Below are 20,886 nucleotides of genomic sequence, written 5' to 3' on the forward strand. Positions count from 1 at the left end.
GCATCCTTCACGAAGCCGCTAACGCGCGACCAGGAGGAGTGCGGCCGGTGAGACCGTCACCACCAGCCCGACCAGCACCGCGAGCACCGTGGTCTGCAGGTCGTCCGCCCGGCGGATCTTGCGGACGATCCACACCAGCGCGACGATCACCAGCAGCGCGGCGACCAGCGCGGCGGCGGGGATGTTCACCCACAGCCAGTTGAAGCCCAGCCAGACCCCGGCGCCGCCGACCACGCCGAGCGCGAGCTGACCGGCGAGCGCCAGCCACTGCTTCCCCGGCGAAGCGTTCTCGGCAGGCTCCTCGGGCTCGGCCTCTTCGACGACGTCCGCGTCCTGCTCGTCGTAGTCGTCTTCGTACTCGTCGGAGCGGTAGCCGTAGTCGTCGCGTGCGAAGTCCGGACCGCCGTCGGGGTACGCCGGGTCGGCGAACTCGCGCTCGTACTCGTCGAGGTCGTCCGACCGGCGGTCGCGGTCGTCGAGCGAATGCGGTGGCACGAACGGCATCGGAGCGGGATGGGGCGGGTGGGAAGACTCCATGATGGACGGCCCGGCGCCGAATGGGTCCGGTTCGGGGTCGGTGTCCGGTTCGACGGGCGCGACCGGGGGCGGTACCGGCGGGATCCCGCCGATCTCGGTGTCCTCGGACTGCACCTTCTGCCTGCGCTTGCGCCATCCGGCGAGCCCGGCGGGCGGCACCGCGGGCTCGACGGGCGCGGGTGCTTCGGATTCGGTGTCGTCGCCGACCGCGGCGAACTGCTCGGTGCTCGGCTCGCCCTTGGGCTGGGCGGGACGAGCGGGCGGACGGCGGCGCCGCGCCGGCTGCGCGGGCGGGGTCGCGAACGCGCCGCTGGCCATCGGCCCCGGCGCTTCCTGGACGTCCTCGGGCGGAGCGTCCGCCCCGCCGTCGAGTCTCGCCGAAAGTCCCGTGGACGGGGGTCCGGCGGGCGGCTCGGGGCGACGGCGGACCGGCGGCACCGCGCCGCGGGTCTCCTCCGGGTCCGCGGGCCGCGAACGGCCGCGGGGGGGCAGGCCTTCGGAATCCGGCGGACGCTGCTGGTAGCCGGACTGTTCCTGCGGCGGAGTCGGCCGGACGAACTGGCCGGACTGCTGCGGCGGACGCTGCTGGTAGCCGCTCTGCTCCGGCGGCGGAGTCGGCCGGACGAACTGGCCGGACTGCTGCGGCGGAGCGGGGCGTGCGAACTGCCCGGATTCCTGCGGCGGCTGGCCTGGCTTCGGCGAGCGCACCGGCGGTGTCTGCCTGGTCGGGGTGGACGCGACGTCCGGCGGCACCGGCAGCGGCGCGGAATCCTGCTGCGGCGGCGGAACGGGGCGCGCGCCCGAGTCCTGGGGGCGCGAACGGCGTGGCGGTCGCGACGGCGGCGGAGGGGTGTCGCCGGACACCCTGTCGATGATCGCCTGCGGCGCGGTGTCACTCACCGAGGGCGCGCGGCGGCCGCGTGGCGGCTCGGGAGCCTCGTCCTCGTCGTCGTCGGCCGCGCGGCGTCGCCTGCGGCGCCCGCCTTCCGGCTGGGCTCCGTGCTGCGCGAGCAGCTCCGCCACGGTCTTCTGGGGCGGGCCGCTCTGTGTTTCGTCCGTCATACCGTGTTGTCCAATGCGCGCTCCAGCCGTTGTGAACCGGCACGCGACGGGGCATCGGCGGCGTCGCGCGCGCTATCCACCGTCATCCGCGTTTCCGTCACCTCTTCACCGTGCCCGTTCTCCTTCGACGAAGTCCAATCGGGCGCTGCCGCCCCCAGTCTCGTCCGCACCATTCGAATGGTCCAGCCGTCGCAGGATGACACCTTCTCGCAGTGCCCACGGACAGATCTCCAGTTCTTCCAGGGAAAGCGCCCGCATGGTGGCTTGTGCGACGAGCGCGCCCGCCACCAGCTGATGCGACCTGCTCGCGCTGACCCCCTCGAGTTGTGCCAGGTCATGGGCGGTCATCCGGGAGATGAACGCGATGAGCTGGCGCAACGCGGTGTCGGTCAGGGTACGGCGCGCGTGCGGCCCACTCGCCGACGGCGCCGCTCCGGTCAGCCTGGCGAGTGACCGGAACGTCTTCGACGTCGCCACGACACGATCGGGTTCACCCAATTTGGCGACCTTCTTCGCGAGTGGGGCGAGCTGTTCTTCGAGCCACGCCGAAGTCGCGATGAGCTCGGAGCGGGTCGGCGGGTCGTGCTGGAACCGCGTCCGGGTGGTCCGGCCCGCGCCCAACGGGAGGGACTCGGCCAGTTCGGGCTCCTCGTCACGGCCCATCGCGACCTCCAGGGAGCCGCCGCCGATGTCGAGCACCAGCAGCTTGCCCGCCGACCACCCGAACCAGCGGCGGACGGCGAGGAAGGTGAGCCGGGACTCGTCGACACCGGAAAGCACCTTCAGCTCCACACCGGTTTCGTCATGGACCTTCGCCAGCACCTTCGGGGCGTTCTTGGCCTCGCGGACCGCCGAGGTCGCGAACGCCATGACCTCTTCGCAACCGAGGCGCAGGGCCGCCGCCTTCGCCGATTCGACCGCCTGCACGAGGCTGTCCGCGCCCGCGCGGCTCAGGTCACCGTTGCGGGTGATCTGCTCGGCGAGCCGGAGGACGGCCTTTTCGGAATGCATCGGGGTCGGGTGGGCGCCACGGTGGGCGTCGACCACGAGCAGGTGGACGGTGTTGGAACCGACGTCGAGTACCCCAAGGCGCACGAGCGTCTACGGTACCCGCCCGCACGTCAGGTCACGAAACCGTAACCGTGATCTGTATCGCAACGGGCGGGGCTGAAGGGGACTTTCCCCGCATGGGATGCGGGGAGAGCGCCCTTCACCGCGTCTTATGCGGGGAAAGTCCCCTTCAGCTCACGTCTCGAACTTGTAGCCGAGCCCACGCACCGTGACCAGGTGCCGAGGCGATCCAGGGTCCGGTTCGATCTTCGACCGCAGGCGCTTCACGTGGACGTCGAGCGTCTTGGTGTCGCCGACGTAGTCCGCGCCCCACACCCGGTCGATCAGCTGCCCGCGGGTGAGCACGCGGCCCACGTTGCGCAGCAGGTACTCGAGCAGGTCGAACTCCTTCAGCGGCAAGGAGACCTCCTGGCCGTCGACGGTCACCACGTGCCGCTCGACGTCCATCCGCACCGGCCCGGCGGTCAGCACCAGCGGCGCCAGCTCGCCTTCGGAGCCCGGCTCACCGCCGCGGCGCAGCACCGCCCGCACCCGCGCGATGAGCTCGCGGGCCGAGTACGGCTTGGTGACGTAGTCGTCGGCGCCCAGTTCCAGTCCGACGACCTTGTCGATCTCGCTGTCGCGCGCGGTCACCATGATCACCGGCACGGCGGAGCGCTGCCGGAGCTGCTTGCAGACGTCCGTCCCGCTCATTCCGGGGAGCATGAGATCGAGCAGGACGATGTCGGCGCCGTTGCGGTCGAATTCCTCGAGCGCCTGCTGCCCCGTTCCGGCCACGGCGGCGGTGAAGCCCTCCTTGCGCAGCAAGAACGCGAGCGGGTCGGCGAACGACTCTTCGTCCTCGACGATGAGAACCCTCGTCACAGGTTTCCTCCATGGTCGGGGCTTTCTTGCCCTGTTGCCACGAGACGGGGTGTCCGCTCGGGGGTCTTCTCCGGCCGGGATGCCGGCGGAGCCTGTTTCGCGGTCGCGGCCGGCTCGGCACCGATGTGCGCGGGGATCCGCAGGGTGAACGTCGACCCGGTGCCCGGACGGCTCCAGAGGCCGACCGAACCACCGTGGTTGGCGGCCACGTGCTTGACGATCGCCAGGCCGAGCCCGGTGCCGCCGGTCGACCGCGACCGCGCCTTGTCCGAGCGGAAGAACCGCTCGAAGACACGCTGCTGCTCGTCCTCGGCGATGCCGATGCCGCGATCGGTCACCGCGATCTCGACCTTCCCGTCGACCAGCCGCCTGCTGATCGACACCGGGCTGCCCGCCGGTGAGTACGCGACGGCGTTCTCCAGCAGGTTCGACAGAGCGGTGACCATCAGCGTCCGGTCGCCCTCGATGAGCAGCCCGCTGGCCGAATCGGTGGTGATGGTGATTTCGGCGGATTCCGCCGACAGTGTCGTCCGGCCGAGTGCTTCGCGGACGACGGCGTCGACCTCGACCACGTTCAGATCGGGCAGCCGCTCGGCGCCCTGCAGCCGCGACAGCGCGATCAGTTCGGTGACGAGCTGGCCGAGCCGGGTCGACTCGCGGAGGATCTTGCCGCCGAAGCGGCGGACCTCCTCGGTGTCCTCCGCGGCGTCGAGCACGGCCTCGGTGAGCAACGCGATCGCACCGACCGGGGTCTTGAGTTCGTGACTGACGTTCGCGACGAAGTCCCGCCGGACGGCTTCGAGGCGGATGGCCTCGGAGTGGTCGACGGCCTCGACCACGGTGAACCCGTCGCCGAGCGGGCGGACCTCGCCGAGGACGGCTTCGGGCTGGCGGCCCCTCGCCTCCACCGGGGACAGGTCGATCTCCATCGGGTCGTCGGTCTCGACCACCTGCTCGGCGGCTTTGCGGGCCCGCGGATCGGCCTGGTTGACCTTCACCAGTCCCAGCTCGTAGGCGCGCGGGTTGTGCAGGACCATGTCCCCGAACTTGTTGAGGACGACGACACCGTTGTTGCTGGACCGCACGAGGCGTTCGAGCAGTTCGGCGACGGTGGGTCCGGTCGGGCGCCGTTCCTCGCGGCGGGCGCGGCCCCTCGCGATCAGGAAGCCGACGACCACACCGACGATCAGTCCGCCGACGGCAAGGGCGAGTGCAACAGGCGTGGTCACAAGGGGATCGTAAGGGCGTGGGTAGTCTTTTGGCCTAGTCCCGGCCGCGTACTCGTGATGCCTATGACACCTGGGGACACCCTGTTCGCCTGCAGGTCAGGCGCCGTTCATGTGACCGATCCCATGTCGAGATCTCCTGGGTGAGGCGGATCACCCGAACCGGGGACACCGGTGGCGGCTCGCGTCCGGATCCCTACTTTCGTCGCGACTCTCCGCCACCCGCGTCGCCCGCGCGCCGGGAAAAGCGATGTTCCCGTCACGGCGGCCGGGGAATGTTGGAAGACTGTCGCGGTGGAACTCGTCAGTGACATCTCCCTGATTCGCGGAGAAGAAGAGCTGTTCGACCGGACGGCTCATCTGTTCGTCGCGGCGACCGACATCGCGTGCGCGGCCGACGATCTGTACACCTGGGCGCTTTCCCGGCCGTCGCTCACCCGGCAGGGCGAGCGGCTGGTGCGCGACAAGCGGATCCGCAAGCTGTACCGCCCCGGTGTCCTGCTGAACGAGCAGACCGCGCGGCACCTGCACCACCTCTCCGGTCTCGGCGCGCAGATCCGGATCGGGACCGAGGAGATCAACGAGACGATCCTGCTCGACGAGCGGGTCGCGATCATGGCGGGCGACGAGGGCAAGGCAGTGCGCTCCTACAGCGTCATCTCGCGCCCGGAGCTGGTCCAGGGCATCCTGTCCCTGTTCGAAACCGCCTGGCAGGCGGCCGCCACACTGGAGACCTTCGACGCGCGGTTCGCCGACATCCGGATGGAGGCACCGCAGATCCTCGAGTTCCTGACCACCGGCTGCAAGGACGATAAGGCCGCGAAGAGCCTCGGCATGGGTGTGCGCACCTATCAGCGGCGCGTCTCGGAACTGCTGGTCGCGCTCGGCGTGACTTCGCGGCTCCAGGTCGACGCGCGGGCGAGAGAGCTCGGCCTCCTGTGAGGCGCTGGGCGGGATTCGCCGTGCTGCTCGTGCTCGCGGGCTGCACCACCACCGTCTCCGGCACCGCCAGCCCCGAACCCGCGAGCCCGCCCTCGAACCTCGCGCTGGTGAACCCGGCGGGCACGGCTTCGGTGCTGACGTCGGTCAAGAAAGCCGTCGAAGCGGTGTTCTCCTACGACAGCACGGCCCTGCCCGCCTATGAGAAGGCGACCACCGAGAACCTGACGCCCGCGGCGCGCGAAGAGATCGCGAAGCTGCTGGCCGAGGTCCGGAACTCGGCGGAGCCGATCAAGCTGGTGACGCGGGTGATCGTCTCGGCGGCCGTCGAGCAGACGGCGGACAAGGCGCAGGTGCTGACCGTGCTGGACCAGAGCAGCAGCCGGGCGGGCACCACCAGCAAAGGCCTCGCTTCGGTGCTGCTCGCGGTCGTGCGCGAGGGCGACCGCTGGCGGATCGGCGAGGTCAAGGTGAACCCGGCAGGGTCGCCGCTCGCCCCGGAGAAACCGGGCGTGGGAGACCGAGTGATCGCGAGAGTGCGGGACTCCGCGCGCGACGGCGCTCTGCGTGTCGCGGAGGTCCTGTTGAGCGTGAATCCGGCCGATCCCGAAGGCAGCTTCGCCCGCTACGAGTCCGTCTCGACCGGACAGCTGCTGACGCAGTTCCAGCAAGGCAAAGCGACTCAGGTGAGCCAGATCCGGGCCGCGGGCACGAAGTCGTCGATGGCGCCGAACCCCGTCGCCGCGGTCATGGAGGTCGTGGACGACAAGGCGAGTGTGCTGCTTTACGCGGCGACGAACGTCACGGACGCGGTGGGCCAGGTGACGAAGAAGTACCTGCCGATCGTCCTGCGCCTGCGGCACCTGCCGGAGGGCTGGAAGGCCGCCGGTGTCGAGACGGTCCAGCCCCTCCCCTGACGCAATTCGTCCTCTGGTTGCGGTGATTCGAGAGCGAACTACCGCAACTAGAGGACGAATTGCGAGAGGTCAGCGGCCCTGGTTCGCCACGGCGGCCGCGGCTTTCTTGGCGGCTTCCGGGTCGAGATAAGTACCGCCGGCGGTGACCGGCTTGAGGTCCTCGGTGAGGTCGTAGCGCAGCGGGATGCCGGTCGGGATGTTGAGCCCGGCGATGGCGTCGTCGGAGATGCCGTCGAGGTGCTTCACCAGCGCCCGCAGCGAGTTGCCGTGCGCGGCGACCAGCACGGTCTTGCCCGCGCGCAGATCCGGCACGATCGCGGACTCCCAATACGGCAGCAGCCGCGCGACGACGTCCTTGAGGCATTCGGTCAGCGGGGCGGAGTCGCCGAGGTCGGCGTAACGCGCGTCGCCCGCCTGGCTGAACTCGTCGGCCGGGTCGATCGGGGGCGGCGGGGTGTCGTACGAGCGGCGCCAGAGCATGAACTGCTCCTCACCGAACTCGTCCAGGGTCTGCTTCTTGTTCTTGCCCTGCAGCGCGCCGTAGTGCCGCTCATTGAGGCGCCAGTCGCGCCTCACCGGGATCCAGTGCCGGTCGGCGGCGTCGAGCGCCAGGTTGGCGGTCGAGATCGCCCGGCGCATCAGCGACGTGTGGAGGACGTCCGGCAGCAGGCCGGACTCGGCGAGCAGCCGCCCGCCCTTGCGCGCCTCCTGCTCGCCCTGCTCCGACAGCGGCACGTCCACCCAGCCGGTGAACAGGTTTTCGGCGTTCCACGTGCTCTGCCCGTGACGCAGCAGCACCAGAGTCCCAAGCTCAGCCATGGGGTTCAGCCTGCCAGAGCAGGCGGAAGCGCCGGTCAGAGGGCCGGGATCTACGGAGAGTGCATTACCTGCGAGTAACACCTTCACCCGTCCAGAAGACGGGTTGCCAACAAGTCCCGATCTCCGGAAATCAGGCTGCACTCCGTTATCCCGGTTTTCGAATTTCACTCTAACGGAGTAACCAGTAGTCTTGTGATTACAGGTGGAGATCTGACAGTTTGACTAAGTCCCGCGCGGCCGGATTCCACGCACTCCCCGGCTCGCCGCGGGCGACGACCGCGACTCGTCTCCCCCCTGCCGAGTCGCGGCGCCCGCCGGCCCCGTTGGCATCCCCCTCGTCACCGGGTCCACCTTGGCGGGAACTTCAGCGGGGCGGCTCGAGATCGCGACTCCCCCCTCCCTCGAGCCGTCCCGCCTAGTCTTTCCCGGGCCCGCGCGGGCTTGCCCGCCGGAAGGGTCCTTCCCACGCCACCGTGGTGACTGGTGGACCACTGGGGCGACCTGCCGAGTGTTCCGAGTCCGTGAAGGACTCCTTGAGGGACTCTGGGTCCCTCAAGGAGTCCTTCACGGGCCGCGATCCTGCCTTCACCGGCGCCTTGGATACCTCAGTCCAGCGGTGGTGCGGACGGCAGATCCGACGCCGTCGCCATCGCGGGCGCCGCCGGACGGCGCCGCTTGCGCAGCCACCACACCAGCGCGACCGCGGGAATACCGAAGACGAGCAGGAACGGCGCCATCGCCCCGAGCACGACTAGCAGGCCGCCTCCGAAAGTCAGGAACGCGTCCCAGCCGCCTGCCAGCCCGTCGAGGAACCCGTTGCGGGACTCTTCCGCGACCACGACTTCCTCGGCCTTCACCTGCAGGGAAATAGTCGACATGGCGACACTTCCGGCGAGGCTCTCGCGACGCTTCTGAAGCGATTCGAGTTCGGCTTCACGGTTCGTCAGCTCACTCTCGACCGAAGTGATCTCCGCGACCGACGTCGCCCTCGCGAGCAACGCGCGGATGCGCTCGACGCTCGCCCGCTGGGTGGCGAGCCGGGAGTCGACATCGACGAGCTGCTCGGTCACGTCCGTCGCGGTGGCCTCTCGCCGGACCAGCTTTCCCAGCTTCCCCAACTGGTCCAGCACACCGTCGAGGCGTTCGGAGGGGACGACGACACTGATCGTCGCCCGCTTCTCCTGGGTGCTCTCCTGCCCGGTGTAGCCGGCGGCGCCCTGCGTGATGACGCGGACCTGCGAGATCAGGTCGGCCACGTTCGGCGTGGTGAGCTCCATGCTCGCCGTGCGCACCAGTTTGCGGTCGGTGACCCCCGGCTGCCCGGCGGGCACCGGCGCCTTCTCCTGCCCTGCCTTGCCGCCTTTGTCCTGATTCGGCGCGCCTTGGTTCGGCACCGCCTGCTTTCCGTCGGACGACATCGGCATCGCGGCGGATTCGCCGCCGGAATCGTTCGCCGAGCAGCCCGCCAGTGCCAGCACGATGCCGGCGGCGGCGATCCATCTCACTCGCTTGCGCATAAGTCCTTCTCCCTCCAGTGCTGCGGAAAGAGACGGAGCGGACTTCAGTGCCGTTGCACCGTTCGGGTCACGAGTCGGTCAAGGCTCCGGGCTCGTGTCCGTTCGCGGGCTCGACGAGGTGCTTGAACGCCTGCAGGTTCGCCAGCGACTCGCCGCGCGACACCCGCCAGTCCCATTCGCGTTTGATCGACTCGGCGAACCCGAGTTCGAGCAGCGTGTTGAAATCGCCGTCGGCGGCCTCCAGCACCTGCCCGAGGATCTTGTCCAATTCGGACTCGGTCACCGTGTCCAGACCGAACCGGCCGACCAGGTAGATGTCGCCGATGGCGTCGACCGTGTAGTGCACGCCGTACAGTTTCGCGTTGCGGCGCAACAGAAATCGGTAAACGTCCTCATGGGACTCATCGGGACGGCGGCAGACGAAGGCCTCGACGGAGAACGCGTGATCCCCGGCGACCAGCCAGCAATTCGTCTGCAACTTCTTGGTACCGGGCAGCGTGACGAAGTACCTGCCCTCGCCACGCCTGTCGTACTCCAGGCCCGCGTTGTCCAAAGAGGACCGCAAGGTCTCGTCGAGCGTCAAACCGCCACCTCCGCGCGCTGTTCGAGGGCACGCCGGAACGCGCCGGTCGCCTGAGCGTACGTGTCCAGCAACCGGTCCGTCGTACGGCGCCAGGAAAAGCGCTGCGCGTGGACGACGGCGTTGGCCGAAAGTTCGGCACGCCAGCCGGGCCGCAACGCGACGTTCGCGAGCGCGCCGGCCCACTCCTTCGGATCGTGCGAAGGCACCAGCAGCCCGGAAACGCCGTGCGGGACCGCGACCGGCAACCCGCCGACCTCGGCCGCGATCACCGGTGTCCCGCAGGCCTGCGCCTCGAGCGCGACCAGTCCGAACGACTCGTTGTAGCTCGGCACGGCGACGACGTCGGCCGCGCGGTAGACGTTGACCAGCGATCGGCCGGGCTGCGGCGGCATGAACCGGGTCTGCTCCTCGATGCCGAGGGAGACGGCGAGTTCGCGCAGGGCCTGCGGCTGCTCCAGCCCGGTCCCGGACGGACCGCCGACGATCAGCACGACCAGCCGTGCCGCCAGCTCCGGCCGCTCGCGCAGCATTTCGGCCGCGGCCAGCAGGAGGACGTCCGGTGCCTTCAGTGGCTGGATCCGGCCCGCGAAGGCCAGCACGATCGCGTCCTGCGGCAGGCCCAGCGCCCGGCGCGCCGCCGGGCGCGAACCCGGCGTGAAGCGATCCAGGTCGACCCCCGGCGGGATGGCGTGCACGGCGTGCGGGTCGGCGTCGTACAGCTCGATCAGCTCGCGGGCTTCGACGCGGGTGTTCGCGACCAGGCAGTCCGCCTCGGTGACGACCTGCTCTTCGCCGATCACGCGGGTGCGTGGCTCGGGGGTGTCACCCTCGGCCAGCGCGGCGTTCTTGACCTTGGCCAGGGTGTGCGCGGTGTGCACCAGCGGTACCCCCCAGCGGTCACGGGCGAGCCAGCCCGCCTGGCCGGAGAGCCAGTAATGCGAATGGATGAGGTCGTAGTAGCCCGGTTCGTGGAACGCCTCCGCCCGCAGCACCCCGGCGGTGAACGCGCACAGCTGCGCCGGCAGCTCGTCGCGTCCCAGCGGCTCGAACGGCCCGGCCGGGATGTGCCGCACCAGGACGCCGGGCGCCAGTTCGGCGACCGGGGGCTGGTCCGAGGACGTCGCCCGCGTGAACACCTCGACCTCGACGCCGCGGCGGGCCATCTCGGTGGCCGTCTGGCTCACGTAGACGTTCATCCCGCCGGCGTCGCCGGTACCCGGCTGTTCCAGCGGAGAGGTGTGCAACGACAGCACCGCGACGCGCCTTGGCGCGGCATCGAACCCGTGCAGAGGGAACGTCACCTGGTCAACACTCCTGAAGTCCTACTGATCGGCGAACCCGCGCAGCAGATCACCGAACTCGTCCGCTGCTTCGGCGAACGGCAGATGCCCCACCTCAGGTAACCAACGCAGGACAGCCCCCTGAATCTTCCCGGCCGCGTATTCCGCGCAAGTCGGATCGATCACAGCGTCCGCGAGACCATGGACGATCAGTGTCGGTTTGTCCAGATCGCGAAGAACGTCCTCGCTACCGACGTCGCGCCGGAACAGCGCGGAGCGCACCGAAGGCGGTGTCGAGAGGCAGGCGCCGAGCAGCGATTGGGTCAGTGTCCCGGACACCGGCGAGGCGGTCATCCGCGCGCTGAACTGCACCAACGCGGGGATCGCGACCGCCGGATCGTCCGACAGCACCGCCGGGATGGCCTCACGCATCGCGGGGCCGACCTTGCCGCCGGGCCGGTTCTTGCCGATTTCTGTGATCGCGCCCACCAGCACGACACCACCGAGCCGTGCGGAACCGTGCACTCGAAGGAAGTCGGTGATGACGAGCCCGCCGTAGGACCAGCCGACGACGATCGCGTCGTCACCGGCGAAGTCGAGCACGGAAGCGAGGTCTTCGGCCCAGACCCGTGGGTCGTCGTAACCCGCCGAAGGGACCTCGGAATCCCCGTGACCACGCAGATCCATCGCGACCAGGCGAAACCGCTCGGAGAGCGCGGGATCGGCCATCTGGGGCGCCCAGGCCTTGGCGGACTGGGCCCAGCCGTGCACGAACACGATCGGACGGGTGTTCTCGGCGCCTTCGACCCACAGGCCGATCCGCGTTCCGCCGTAGCCGACTACCTCGGTCTTCATACCCGCACTTTATGGGCCCGCGCGATGCTCGTGAGTGCCAAGGACGGTTGGAGCCGGGCGTATTTCAGGCACCTACGCTGGGTGCTGGTCCGTGAACACCGTCTCCGGCCTCGGTAAGACCACCAGTCACTACGGCCGGCCCCAGCGACCAGGGCGGCGACACCGCGCGGGTCAGCGCGGTCGTAAGTGGCCATCAGAGAGTCGAACCGTCCTTGCCACTCAAGAGACCGAAGGACTACTTGATCGCCGACAGGGCCTTCCAGGACTTCCAGTCGTAGAACCAGTTCTTGACGTCCGATTTGATCGGGCTGCTCAGTTTCGAGCCGGTGATCTCGACCGGGTCGCCGATCATCGCCGAGTCGAAGTACTTCTTCGCGTCAGCCTCGAGCAGGTTCACGCAGCCGTGCGAGGTGTTGGCCTTGCCGATGTTCGAAGCGTTGTCCTGGTTCTCGTGGATGTATTCGCCGTTGTTCGAGATCCGGCAGGCCCACTTCTTGTTGACGTTGGTGTAGCCGTAGCGCGCGTTGTCGAAGCGGGCCGTCGGCTCCTTGGTCATCACGATGAACGTGCCGTTGGGGGTGTTGCGCTGGACGTCGCCGTCGAGCCCGTTCGAGCACGGGTAGCTCGCCGACTCCGAACCGCCGCGGTAGACCTTCATCGTGTGGTCCGGGGTGTTGACCTTGACCACCTGGTTGCGGCCGATCTTGAACTTCGTCGTGACGTCGGCCTTGCCGTACGCGCCACCGCCGAGCGCGACGCCGTAGAGCTTCGCCTCGACGTTGACCGTGATGTTGGCGGGCCAGTACTCCTTGGGCCGCCAGTCGACCTGCACCTCCGACAGCCAGCCCCAGGAGCCTTCGACGTCCTTGTCGGTCGTCACCTTGAGCGCCTTCTCGACGGCGGCCTTGTCCTTGACCGGGGACGCGAACTTCACGCTGATCGGCATCGCGACGCCGACCTCGGCGTCGTCGGCCGGGTTCAGCGTGGCGCGAACCTCCTTGGCGGGCTTGACCGTGGTGAAGGTGCCTTTGAGCTCGGCCTGCTTGTTGTCGCTGCCGGTGGCCTTCGCGGCGTACGTGTACGTCTTGCCGTAGCCGAGTACCTCGGAAGCGGTCCAGGTGAGCCCGTCTGGGGAAAGCTCGCCCTTGACGTCCTTGCCCGCATCCCCGGTGACCTTGACCTCGGTGAGCTTGCCGTCGGCGACCTTGACCACGACCGGCGTCACCACGGAGGCGTCCTTGGCGTCGACGGCGGGTTCGGCGGTGATCTTGGCGACCGGCGGCGCCGAGGCCTCTCCTTCGCCACCGCTGCCCTCCGCCTTGGCGTTGCCGCCCGCTTCGCTGGAGCAGGCAGCGGCCAGCATGGCCGCACCCGCGGCGAGCGCGGCCTTGAACACCGTGCGCCGTTCGATCACCGTCAACCTCCCATTGGCCCCCCGCGAGCTTCTACCCGCTCAGCGCTGAGGACCTCTCCGACGTTACCCGCGGCGACGGAACTCACCCTCGCCCCTCACGGGGATAGACGCGCAGGGGTGGCGTGGGGTTGTTCGCGTTTCTCCGGTTTGCATACCGAAACGCCTGGCCTTCGCCCGGCGGGTACCCCGGTCCCCGCGTTTAGTCCTCTAGTTGCGGTCGTTGCGTGTGCAACTACCGCAACTAGAGGACTAAACGCGGGAGGGGTCAGAGTGCGCAGTTGATGAGCAGGGGTTCTGGGTGCAGCGAGACGCCGAAGCGAGCCTCGACGCCGTCGCGCACTTCGCGGGCCAGCGCGAGAAGATCCGCCGTGGACGCCTTACCTCGGTTCGTGAGCGCCAGCGTGTGCTTCGTCGACAGCGACACCCGGCCACCCGGCCCCTCGTGCCCCTTTACGAACCCTGCCCGCTCGATCAGCCACGCCGCGGACAGCTTCGTGCCGCCGGGCGCCGGGTATCGCGGCACGCGCACGTCCTCGCCGACGACGTCCACGATCCCCGCCAGTACCTTCCCGACCTGCGCCTCCCCGATGATCGGGTTGGTGAAGAAGGAGCCCGCGCTCCACGTGTCGTGGTCGTCCGCGTCCAGCACCATGCCCTTGCCGCGACGCAGCCCGAGGACTGCTTCGCGTGCTTCGGCCGCCGGGACTCGGTCACCGATCTCGACGCCGAGCGTGCGGGCGAGTTCGGCGTAGCGGATCGGGGCCGACAAGCCGTCATCGGTGACCTTGAAGCGCACCGTGAGCACGACGCCCGCGTCAGTCCCCTTCAGGATCGACGTGCGGTAGCCGAAGCCGAGTTCCTCGGCGGTCAACGTGCGGGTCTCGCGGGCGGCGCGGTCGTAGAGATCGACCGAGACGAGTGACTCGGCCACCTCGCAGCCGTACGCGCCGACGTTCTGGATCGGCGTCGCGCCGACCGAACCGGGGATGCCGGAGAGACATTCCAGTCCGCCGGCGCCTTCGGCGACCAGGCCCTCGACGAAACCGTCCCAGTTCTGCCCCGCCGCGACCTCGACGAGATCTCCGTCACGTGTCCAGCCGGTGTTGCCGACCTTCAGCAACACACCCTCGAAGCCTTCATCGGCGACGACGAGGTTCGAACCGCCGCCGAGCAGCAGGACCGGCTCGCCCGCGTCGTCGGCCTCGCGGACCGCGTCGACCAGGGCCCGCGCCGTCGTCGCTTCGGCGTAGCGCCGCGCCGGGCCACCGAGCCGCAGCGTGGTGTGCTCGGCGAGGGCGGCGTGCTGAGTGGGAGTTTCGGCAGTGCTCACGCCCATGAACGGTACTGTCTGGCGCCATGGCATCCCGTATCGAGCACCGCACAGCCTTCGCCGCCGACCTCGCGAGCGCATGGGACGCGGTGGCGAGCGAAGCCGCGCTGCGTGCCCGGCTGGAGCAGATCGGCGGCGACAACGCGGAGCTGCTGGAGTACGTCCCGGCCGAGGACGGGGTGCGCTACAGGCTGCGTCAGGGCATCAGCTCGGACAAGCTCCCGTCCGCCGTCCGGACACTGCACCGGGGCGACCTCGTCGTCGAGCGCGAGCAGACCTGGCGGTCCTCCGGAGCCGGATACACCGGCAACGCGACGGCGTCCGTGCAAAGCGTGCCCGGTGAGATCACCGCGAAGACGTCGCTGACCGGCGAAGGCGAACAGACGACGCTGGTCAACAGCGGCCAGGTCAAGGTGCGGCTCCCGTTCGTCGGCGGGAAGCTGGAGACCGTGATCGCCGAACAAGTCACCAAACTGCTGGAACGCGAGGCGGAATTCGTCGCGAAGTGGCTGGCCGAGCACTGAAACCGGTCGGGGCACCGACACGCGGGACGACCAACCCCAACCGGCTCCGCCGCGTGGACCGGTGGCTCGCGAGCGACCCGGCCGTGACGCGGCTGCTGCGCCGCGCGGACGAACCGCTCGTGGTCGACCTCGGCTACGGCGCCTCACCGGTGACCACGGTGGAGATGGCACGCCGGCTGCGCTCGGTCCGGCGCGGCGTCCGCGTGCTCGGCCTGGAACTGGACGCCGAACGGGTCGCCGTCGCGCAATCCGCCGTCGACCGGCCGTGGCTGGACTTCCGGCGCGGCGGCTTCGAGCTCGCCGGGACGCGGCCGGTGCTGGTGCGCGCGTTCAACGTGCTGCGGCAGTACGACGAGGCCGAGGTTTCGGGGGCCTGGTCGCGGATGCTGGACGCGATGGCGCCGGACGGGCTCCTGGTCGAGGGCACCTGTGACGAGATCGGACGGCTGAGCACCTGGGTCGCCGTCGGGCACGACGGCCCGCACGCGCTGACCTTGTCAGTACACCTCGCCAGCCTGGAACGTCCGTCCACAGTGGCCGAACGCCTGCCCAAGATCCTCATCCACCGCAACGTTCCCGGCGAACGCGTCCATGACCTACTGTCTACTCTGGACATCTGCTGGGCGACGGCGGCACCGCACCAGAACTTCGGCGCCCGTGCCCGCTGGGCGCATACCGTGCATCTGCTCACCGCCCGGGGCTGGCCGGTGCTGAACCGGCCGTCGCGGTGGCGGCTCGGCGAACTCACCGTCCCCTGGTCCGCCGTGGCGCCCGGCTAGGAATTCATCGGCCGAACCCCGCTCCGTCACCCCAAAGCGACCTGCGGTGATCACCATGGGACCGTGGAACTGCTGGAGTACGTCACCGAGCTGCTTCGGGGCTCGCTGGGATCACCCTGGCTGTGGGTGATCGTGTTCCTCGTGTCCGGGTTGGACGCACTCCTGCCGTTCATGCCGAGTGAGACGACGGTCATCACCGTCGCGGTCCTGATCGGCCCGGATCCGCCGCGGCTGGCGCTGCTCGCCGCGGTCGCCGCGCTCGGGGCCTGGCTCGGCGACTGCCTCGGCTACACCGTCGGCGCCGCGGCCGGCCCGCGAGCGCTGTCGCGCCTGCAACGCGGTCCGGACGGGATCCGGCGCTACGAATGGGCGAAGATCCAGGTGCAGCGCAACGCCGTCCCGCTGATCCTCGCCGCCCGCTACCTGCCCGGCGGCCGCGTCGCGAGCGGGCTCGCCAACGGCAGCCTCGGCTACCCGCCGCGCAAGTTCATCCCGCTCGACGCTCTCGGCGCGAGCATCTGGGCGGTGTACAGCGTCCTGATCGGTCTCGTCGGTGGAGCGGCCTTCGCGGACCAGCCGGAGAAGGGCCTTCTGCTGTCCTTCGCACTCGGGTTGCTGCTGGTCGCGGCGATCGAGGTCGGGCGGCGGATCCGCGTGCGCATCCTGACCCGGCGCCGCGCCGCGGCCGAGACCGGCGACAATGGAGTGCGTGTCGAACCCTGAACGCCGCTACGTGATCTCCTTCGGCTGCCCCGACCGCACCGGCATCATCGCCCGGATCTCGGGTTTCCTCGCCGAGCACGGCGGCTGGATCGTCGAAGCGGCGTACCACACGGACCCGGACACCGGCTGGTTCTTCACCCGCCAGGTCGTCCGCGCCGACTCGCTCCCGTTCGACGCAGCCGAACTGCGCACACGCTTCGCCGACGTCGCGAAGTCACTTTCGGCCGAGTCGAATTGGCAGGTCAGCGACACGGGTGAGCGCCGTCGCGCGGTGATCCTCGTCTCGAAGGCCGGGCACTGCCTCTACGACCTTCTCGGCCGCGTCGCGTCCGGGGAGCTGGACGTCGACGTCGCCGCGGTCATCGGCAACCACGCGTCGCTGGGCGACATCACCCGCGCCCACGGCATCCCGTTCCACCACGTCCCGTTCCCCACCGGTGACGCCGCCGCCAAGGCGTCCGCGTTCGCCGAGGTCCGGAAACTGGTCGACGAGCACGACCCGCACGCCGTCGTCCTCGCCCGGTTCATGCAGGTCCTGCCCGCGGAGCTGTGCGAGGCCTGGGCCGGACGGGCGCTCAACATCCACCACAGCTTCCTGCCGTCGTTCGTCGGCGCGCGGCCGTACCACCAGGCCCACGCCCGCGGGGTGAAGCTCATCGGCGCGACCTGCCACTACGTCACCGCCGACCTCGACGCGGGCCCGATCGTCGACCAGGACGTCATCCGGGTCGACCACGGCGACTCGGTCGACGACATGGTCCGCAAGGGCCGCGACATCGAAAAGGTGACGCTGGCGCGCGGGCTGCGGTGGCACCTCGAAGGCCGTGTTCTGGTGCACGGGAACCGCACCGTCGTCTTCTGATGGTTCACTGGGGTCATGGGGACTTCGGAGATCACGGTGATCGAGACGCGGGAAGCGCTACGCGAGCACTTGGGCCACGCCAAGGACACGACCAAAGGGAAGATCCTCTCCCGGATCGACCAGCACGCGCGCACGGTGATCGAGCACTCGCCGTTCTACCTGCTGGCGACGGCGTCGTCCGACGGGACCTGTGACGTCTCCCCGCGCGGCGACCCTGCCGGTTCGGTGCTGGTGCTCGACGAGAAGACGCTGGTATTGGCCGACAGGCCAGGCAACAAGCTGCTGGACAGCCAGACCAACATCCTCGAGAACCCGCACGCCGGGCTGTTGTTCCTGGTGCCGGGCATGAACGAGACGCTCCGGATCAACGGCCGCGCGAAACTGGTCGCGGACGCGCCGTTCTTCGACGACCTCGTGGTCAAAGGCAAACGGCCGCGGCTGGCGATCATGCTCGAGGTCCAGGAGCTGTACCTGCACTGCGCCAAGGCGTTCCTGCGGTCCTCGCTGTGGAAGCCGGAGACCTGGCCGGACCGCTCCGGTATCCCGAGCGCCGGCCGGATATTCCGTGACCAGATGAACCTGGACATCTCGGCGGAGCAGCTCGACGCCGATTTGACGAAGGGCGCGCTCACGACGCAGTACTGAGCATGTGATGAACGGGACTTTCCTGGCGAATTCTGCGAGGAAAGTCCCGTTCATCACCCGGGCGGGGGTCAGACGCGGACCAGCATCTTGCCGGTGTTCGCCCCGCCCAGCAGGTCGAGGAAGGCCTGCGGCGCGTTGCGGATACCGTCCACAATGGTCTCGGAGTACTTGAGTTCGCCGTCAGCGACGAGCGGCGCGACCTCCTTGACGAACTGCGGCTGCAGCGCGAAGTGGTCGCCCACGAGCATGCCGCGCATGGTGAACCGCTTCGCGATGATCGACGCGAGGTTGCGCGGCGCCGCGGCGGGTTCGGTGTTGTTGTAGACCGAGATCATCCCGCAGATCGCCATCCGGCCGTGCAGGTTGATCGAGTCGATGGCCGCTTCGAGGTGGTCACCGCCGACGTTGTCGAAGTACACGTCGATGCCCTCGGGCGCCGCCGTGCGCAGCTGATCGATGACCGGGGCGTCCTTGTAGTTGAACGCCGCGTCGAAGCCCAGCTCGTCGGTCAGCCATTTGACCTTGTCGTCCGTGCCGGCGCTGCCGATGACCCGCTTCGCGCCCTTCAGCTTCGCCAGCTGGCCGACGACGGACCCGACCGCGCCGGCCGCGCCGGACACGAAGACGGTGTCGCCCTCCTTGAACTCCGCGACGTCGAGCAGTCCGGCGTACGCGGTGAGCCCGGTCATGCCGAGGACGCCGAGGTACGCCGTGATCGGCGCTGCCTCGGGGTCCACCTTCACCGCGTGCTTCGCGGCGACCACGGCGTGGGAACGCCAGCCGAGGCCGTGCAGCACGATGTCGCCCGGTTCGAAGTCGTCCACGGTGGACTCGAGCACTTCACCGACGGCGCCGCCGTGCATGACCTTGCCGACCTCGTACGGCTCGGCGTAGGATTTCGCGTCGCTCATCCGGCCGCGCATGTACGGGTCCACGCTCAGCACCTGGTTGCGGACCAGGATCTGCCCTTCGCCCGGCACTGGGATCACGACGTCCGCGATCTCGAAGTTCTCGAGCGTCGGGACACCGTGGGGACGGGAGGCGAGCCGGATCTCGGTTGCGTTCACGAGGTAACTCCAAGTCTGTTGCGAACCACAAGCGGGGCGATCGCCCCGTATTCACGACGGGTACAACAGGCTAACCGGGGCGACCATTCCGATTGTGGCGAGTACTACACGACCTCGGCGAGTTTGCCGAGAACTCCCTCGTAGATCCGCTTGAGGCCACCGGGCGCGAAGGTCTTCTCGAAGAAGCCGCCGATGCCGCCCGCGCCGTCCCAGCTCGTCTCGATCCGCACGAGGCTGCCGTCCGGCACCTCGCGGACGGTCCAGGTGGTGACCATGCTGGAGTTCGCGTCAGTCTCGACGAGGGTGCCTTTGGACGGCTCGGTCACCGTCGCGGCCACGTCGCGCACGCGCTTCGACGTCGCCTGAAGCTTCCAGCTCGCCTTCGTGCCCGCGCCGACGCCACCTTCGGTGACCTCGTAGTCGCGGTAGTGCTCTGTCAGCAGCTTCGGCCGGGTTTCGGTGTAGTCGGCGACGAGCGCCCTGACCTTGTCGGCCGGCGCCTCGATGGTGCGCTCCGCGATGGCCGTGACCTTTCCCATCCCATTCCCTTTCACCCGTGTGCAACGACAGCACCCACGATTCCACCGGGCCTCGCGTCCGGCACGGGCGGCCCGCCCAGAACGAGATGAACGGGACTCTCATCGCAGATTTTGCAATGAAAGTCCCGTTCATCTCACTTGAGGTGGGGCTAGTGTCGCGTGACCCTGCTTGCTTGACGTTTGGTTTCGTTCCTCGGACGGCGATTTCGCGTGATCAGACGGCGGTTACGCGTGATTGGACGGCGATCTCCGGAGATCGCCGTCTGATCACGGGTAAGACCTGCAGGATCACGCGACACTAGATGAGGGACTTTTCCTTCAGCCAGTCCTTCGCGACGTCGCCCGGCTTCTCGCCGTCCGAGTCGACGCGCTTGTTCAGCTCACGCAGCTGCACGGTGTCGAGGGCCTTGCTCACGGCGTTGACGACGGCCGCGAAGTCGGCACCGCGTTCGTCGAGGACCTTCTTGTTCACCGCGGGCACGACGTTCTCGGTCGGCACGATGGCGAGGTCATCCTCCAGCGCCACGAACTGCGGGTCGCCGACGAGCGGGCTCACCGAGTCGACCGGGATGACGGTGACCTTGCCGGACCGCAGCTGCTCGACACGCGGGCCCGCTTCCTGCACGGTCTGGAAGGTGGCCTTCAGCTTGTAGACGTCGGTGAAGCCCTTGAAGCAAGGAAGCCGCTTCTCGCACTCCGGACCACCCGCGACGATGACGTTGTCGACCTTGGACAGGTCGCTGATCTTCGCGAGGCCCTTCTCCTTGGCGAGGTCGGCCTTCACGATGTAGGTGTTCTTGTCCTCCGCCGGCGAGTAGTCCAGCAGGCCGATGCCGTCGGCCTCGAACAGCTTCTTGAGCTGCTCGTGCTCGCCCGCCGCGTCCTTCGCGGCGTCCTTGCCGAAGCCGGTGGTGATGGCGGCGCCCTGGTACTCGGGGATGAACTGCAATTCGCCGGACTTCAGCGCCGGATAGATCAGCTCGCGCGAACCGAGGTTCAGCTTGCGGGTGATCGGATAGCCCTTGGCCTCCAGCGCGTTCGCGTACAGCTCGGCGAGGACCAGGCTGTCGGTGAAGTTGAACGAGGCGACGACGATCGGGGCCCCGCCCTTGCCCTGCGCGGCCGGAGCCGCTGCGTCGTCGCCACCCCCGCAGGCGGTCATACCGAGGACGGCGGCGGCGAGCACCGCGCCCACTCGAACATTCCGTGTCCAGCGCACGTGCACACACTCCTATGACTCGATCAGAGAAATGGACAGTATCCCCGGGTCACGACAGAATCCACATTTTGAGAGTTCCGCCCCGTGTGCTCTCAGAGAGCGGAATCGAGCCGC

At 68.9% G+C, this 20,886-nt stretch carries 21 protein-coding genes; 7 read left to right on the forward strand and 14 right to left on the reverse strand.

Annotated elements, in window-relative coordinates:
• Positions 1–18 precede the first annotated feature (18 nt).
• The 4 genes from ACM6LR_RS03670 to ACM6LR_RS03685 form a co-directional block, all read right to left on the reverse strand.
• Entirely contained in the window at positions 19–1,599 is a 1,581-nt protein-coding gene (locus tag ACM6LR_RS03670; protein ID WP_414936096.1) for a hypothetical protein, read from the reverse strand.
• Between the two features lie 105 nt (positions 1,600–1,704).
• A complete protein-coding gene (locus ACM6LR_RS03675) occupies positions 1,705–2,694 on the reverse strand; it encodes a hypothetical protein (RefSeq protein ID WP_414936097.1) in 990 nt (329 codons plus the stop codon).
• A 150-nt stretch (positions 2,695–2,844) separates the two neighbouring features.
• Positions 2,845–3,534, reverse strand: coding sequence for a response regulator (locus ACM6LR_RS03680; protein WP_414936098.1), 690 nt, complete (start codon positions 3,532–3,534; stop codon positions 2,845–2,847).
• Positions 3,531–4,763 carry a sensor histidine kinase gene (locus ACM6LR_RS03685; RefSeq protein ID WP_414936099.1) on the reverse strand — a complete coding sequence of 411 codons (1,233 nt, stop codon included), beginning with the start codon at positions 4,761–4,763 and terminating at the stop codon, positions 3,531–3,533. Before ACM6LR_RS03685 ends, ACM6LR_RS03680 begins: the two co-directional genes overlap by 4 nt.
• A 291-nt stretch (positions 4,764–5,054) precedes the next feature.
• Here ACM6LR_RS03685 and ACM6LR_RS03690 point away from each other — a divergent pair, with 291 nt between their 5' ends.
• Both ACM6LR_RS03690 and ACM6LR_RS03695 read left to right on the forward strand, forming a co-directional pair.
• Positions 5,055–5,702 carry a DNA-binding response regulator gene (locus tag ACM6LR_RS03690; RefSeq protein WP_125788663.1) on the forward strand — a complete coding sequence of 216 codons (648 nt, stop codon included), beginning with the start codon at positions 5,055–5,057 and terminating at the stop codon, positions 5,700–5,702.
• Between the two features lie 20 nt (positions 5,703–5,722).
• On the forward strand, positions 5,723–6,616 hold the full coding sequence (locus ACM6LR_RS03695; protein ID WP_414943143.1) for a hypothetical protein: 894 nt from the start codon (positions 5,723–5,725) through the stop codon (positions 6,614–6,616).
• Positions 6,617–6,685: 69 nt separating this feature from the next.
• Here ACM6LR_RS03695 and ACM6LR_RS03700 read toward each other — a convergent pair whose 3' ends face one another.
• The 7 genes from ACM6LR_RS03700 to ACM6LR_RS03730 all read right to left on the reverse strand — a co-directional run bounded on the left by ACM6LR_RS03700 (position 6,686) and on the right by ACM6LR_RS03730 (position 14,414).
• Positions 6,686–7,435, reverse strand: coding sequence for a phosphoglyceromutase (locus ACM6LR_RS03700; protein WP_414936101.1), 750 nt, complete (start codon positions 7,433–7,435; stop codon positions 6,686–6,688).
• A 605-nt stretch (positions 7,436–8,040) separates the two neighbouring features.
• Positions 8,041–8,952 (reverse strand): DUF4349 domain-containing protein, encoded by a 912-nt coding sequence (locus tag ACM6LR_RS03705; protein ID WP_414936102.1) that lies wholly within the window; start codon positions 8,950–8,952, stop codon positions 8,041–8,043.
• Positions 8,953–9,019: 67 nt separating this feature from the next.
• Entirely contained in the window at positions 9,020–9,535 is a 516-nt protein-coding gene (locus ACM6LR_RS03710) for a YbjN domain-containing protein (protein ID WP_414936103.1), read from the reverse strand.
• Entirely contained in the window at positions 9,532–10,836 is a 1,305-nt protein-coding gene (mshA, locus tag ACM6LR_RS03715; protein ID WP_414936104.1) for a D-inositol-3-phosphate glycosyltransferase, read from the reverse strand. The genes ACM6LR_RS03710 and mshA overlap by 4 nt, the downstream gene beginning before the upstream one ends.
• Before the next feature lie 21 nt (positions 10,837–10,857).
• On the reverse strand, positions 10,858–11,670 hold the full coding sequence (locus ACM6LR_RS03720) for an alpha/beta fold hydrolase (protein WP_414936105.1): 813 nt from the start codon (positions 11,668–11,670) through the stop codon (positions 10,858–10,860).
• A 235-nt stretch (positions 11,671–11,905) separates the two neighbouring features.
• Positions 11,906–13,084 carry a L,D-transpeptidase gene (locus ACM6LR_RS03725; protein ID WP_414936106.1) on the reverse strand — a complete coding sequence of 393 codons (1,179 nt, stop codon included), beginning with the start codon at positions 13,082–13,084 and terminating at the stop codon, positions 11,906–11,908.
• A gap of 265 nt (positions 13,085–13,349) precedes the next feature.
• On the reverse strand, positions 13,350–14,414 hold the full coding sequence (locus ACM6LR_RS03730) for a UDP-N-acetylmuramate dehydrogenase (RefSeq protein WP_414936107.1): 1,065 nt from the start codon (positions 14,412–14,414) through the stop codon (positions 13,350–13,352).
• Positions 14,415–14,440: 26 nt separating this feature from the next.
• Here ACM6LR_RS03730 and ACM6LR_RS03735 point away from each other — a divergent pair, with 26 nt between their 5' ends.
• The 5 genes from ACM6LR_RS03735 (at position 14,441) to ACM6LR_RS03755 (ending at position 17,947) form a co-directional block, all read left to right on the forward strand.
• Complete coding sequence (locus ACM6LR_RS03735) at positions 14,441–14,938, forward strand: DUF2505 domain-containing protein (protein ID WP_414936108.1); 498 nt, start codon at positions 14,441–14,443, stop codon at positions 14,936–14,938.
• Positions 14,920–15,717, forward strand: a complete 798-nt coding sequence (locus ACM6LR_RS03740; RefSeq protein WP_414936109.1) for a class I SAM-dependent methyltransferase — start codon at positions 14,920–14,922, stop codon at positions 15,715–15,717. The genes ACM6LR_RS03735 and ACM6LR_RS03740 overlap by 19 nt, the downstream gene beginning before the upstream one ends.
• Before the next feature lie 63 nt (positions 15,718–15,780).
• Positions 15,781–16,440, forward strand: a complete 660-nt coding sequence (locus tag ACM6LR_RS03745; protein WP_414943144.1) for a DedA family protein — start codon at positions 15,781–15,783, stop codon at positions 16,438–16,440.
• A complete protein-coding gene (purU, locus tag ACM6LR_RS03750) occupies positions 16,418–17,302 on the forward strand; it encodes a formyltetrahydrofolate deformylase (RefSeq protein ID WP_414943145.1) in 885 nt (294 codons plus the stop codon). Before ACM6LR_RS03745 ends, purU begins: the two co-directional genes overlap by 23 nt.
• A gap of 15 nt (positions 17,303–17,317) precedes the next feature.
• Positions 17,318–17,947, forward strand: a complete 630-nt coding sequence (locus ACM6LR_RS03755; protein WP_414936112.1) for a pyridoxamine 5'-phosphate oxidase family protein — start codon at positions 17,318–17,320, stop codon at positions 17,945–17,947.
• Between the two features lie 68 nt (positions 17,948–18,015).
• Here ACM6LR_RS03755 and ACM6LR_RS03760 read toward each other — a convergent pair whose 3' ends face one another.
• From ACM6LR_RS03760 to ACM6LR_RS03770, 3 genes are all read right to left on the reverse strand, one after another.
• Positions 18,016–19,014, reverse strand: coding sequence for an NADP-dependent oxidoreductase (locus ACM6LR_RS03760; RefSeq protein ID WP_414936113.1), 999 nt, complete (start codon positions 19,012–19,014; stop codon positions 18,016–18,018).
• A 104-nt stretch (positions 19,015–19,118) separates the two neighbouring features.
• Complete coding sequence (locus ACM6LR_RS03765; RefSeq protein WP_414936114.1) at positions 19,119–19,553, reverse strand: SRPBCC family protein; 435 nt, start codon at positions 19,551–19,553, stop codon at positions 19,119–19,121.
• 298 nt (positions 19,554–19,851) lie between these two features.
• Positions 19,852–20,748: an ABC transporter substrate-binding protein gene (locus ACM6LR_RS03770; RefSeq protein WP_414937074.1), complete on the reverse strand. Its 897-nt coding sequence runs from the start codon at positions 20,746–20,748 to the stop codon at positions 19,852–19,854.
• Positions 20,749–20,886: the final 138 nt, after the last annotated feature.

The sequence above is a fragment of the Amycolatopsis sp. cmx-11-32 genome (genome assembly GCF_047608695.1).
Taxonomy (GTDB): Bacteria; Actinomycetota; Actinomycetes; order Mycobacteriales; family Pseudonocardiaceae; genus Amycolatopsis.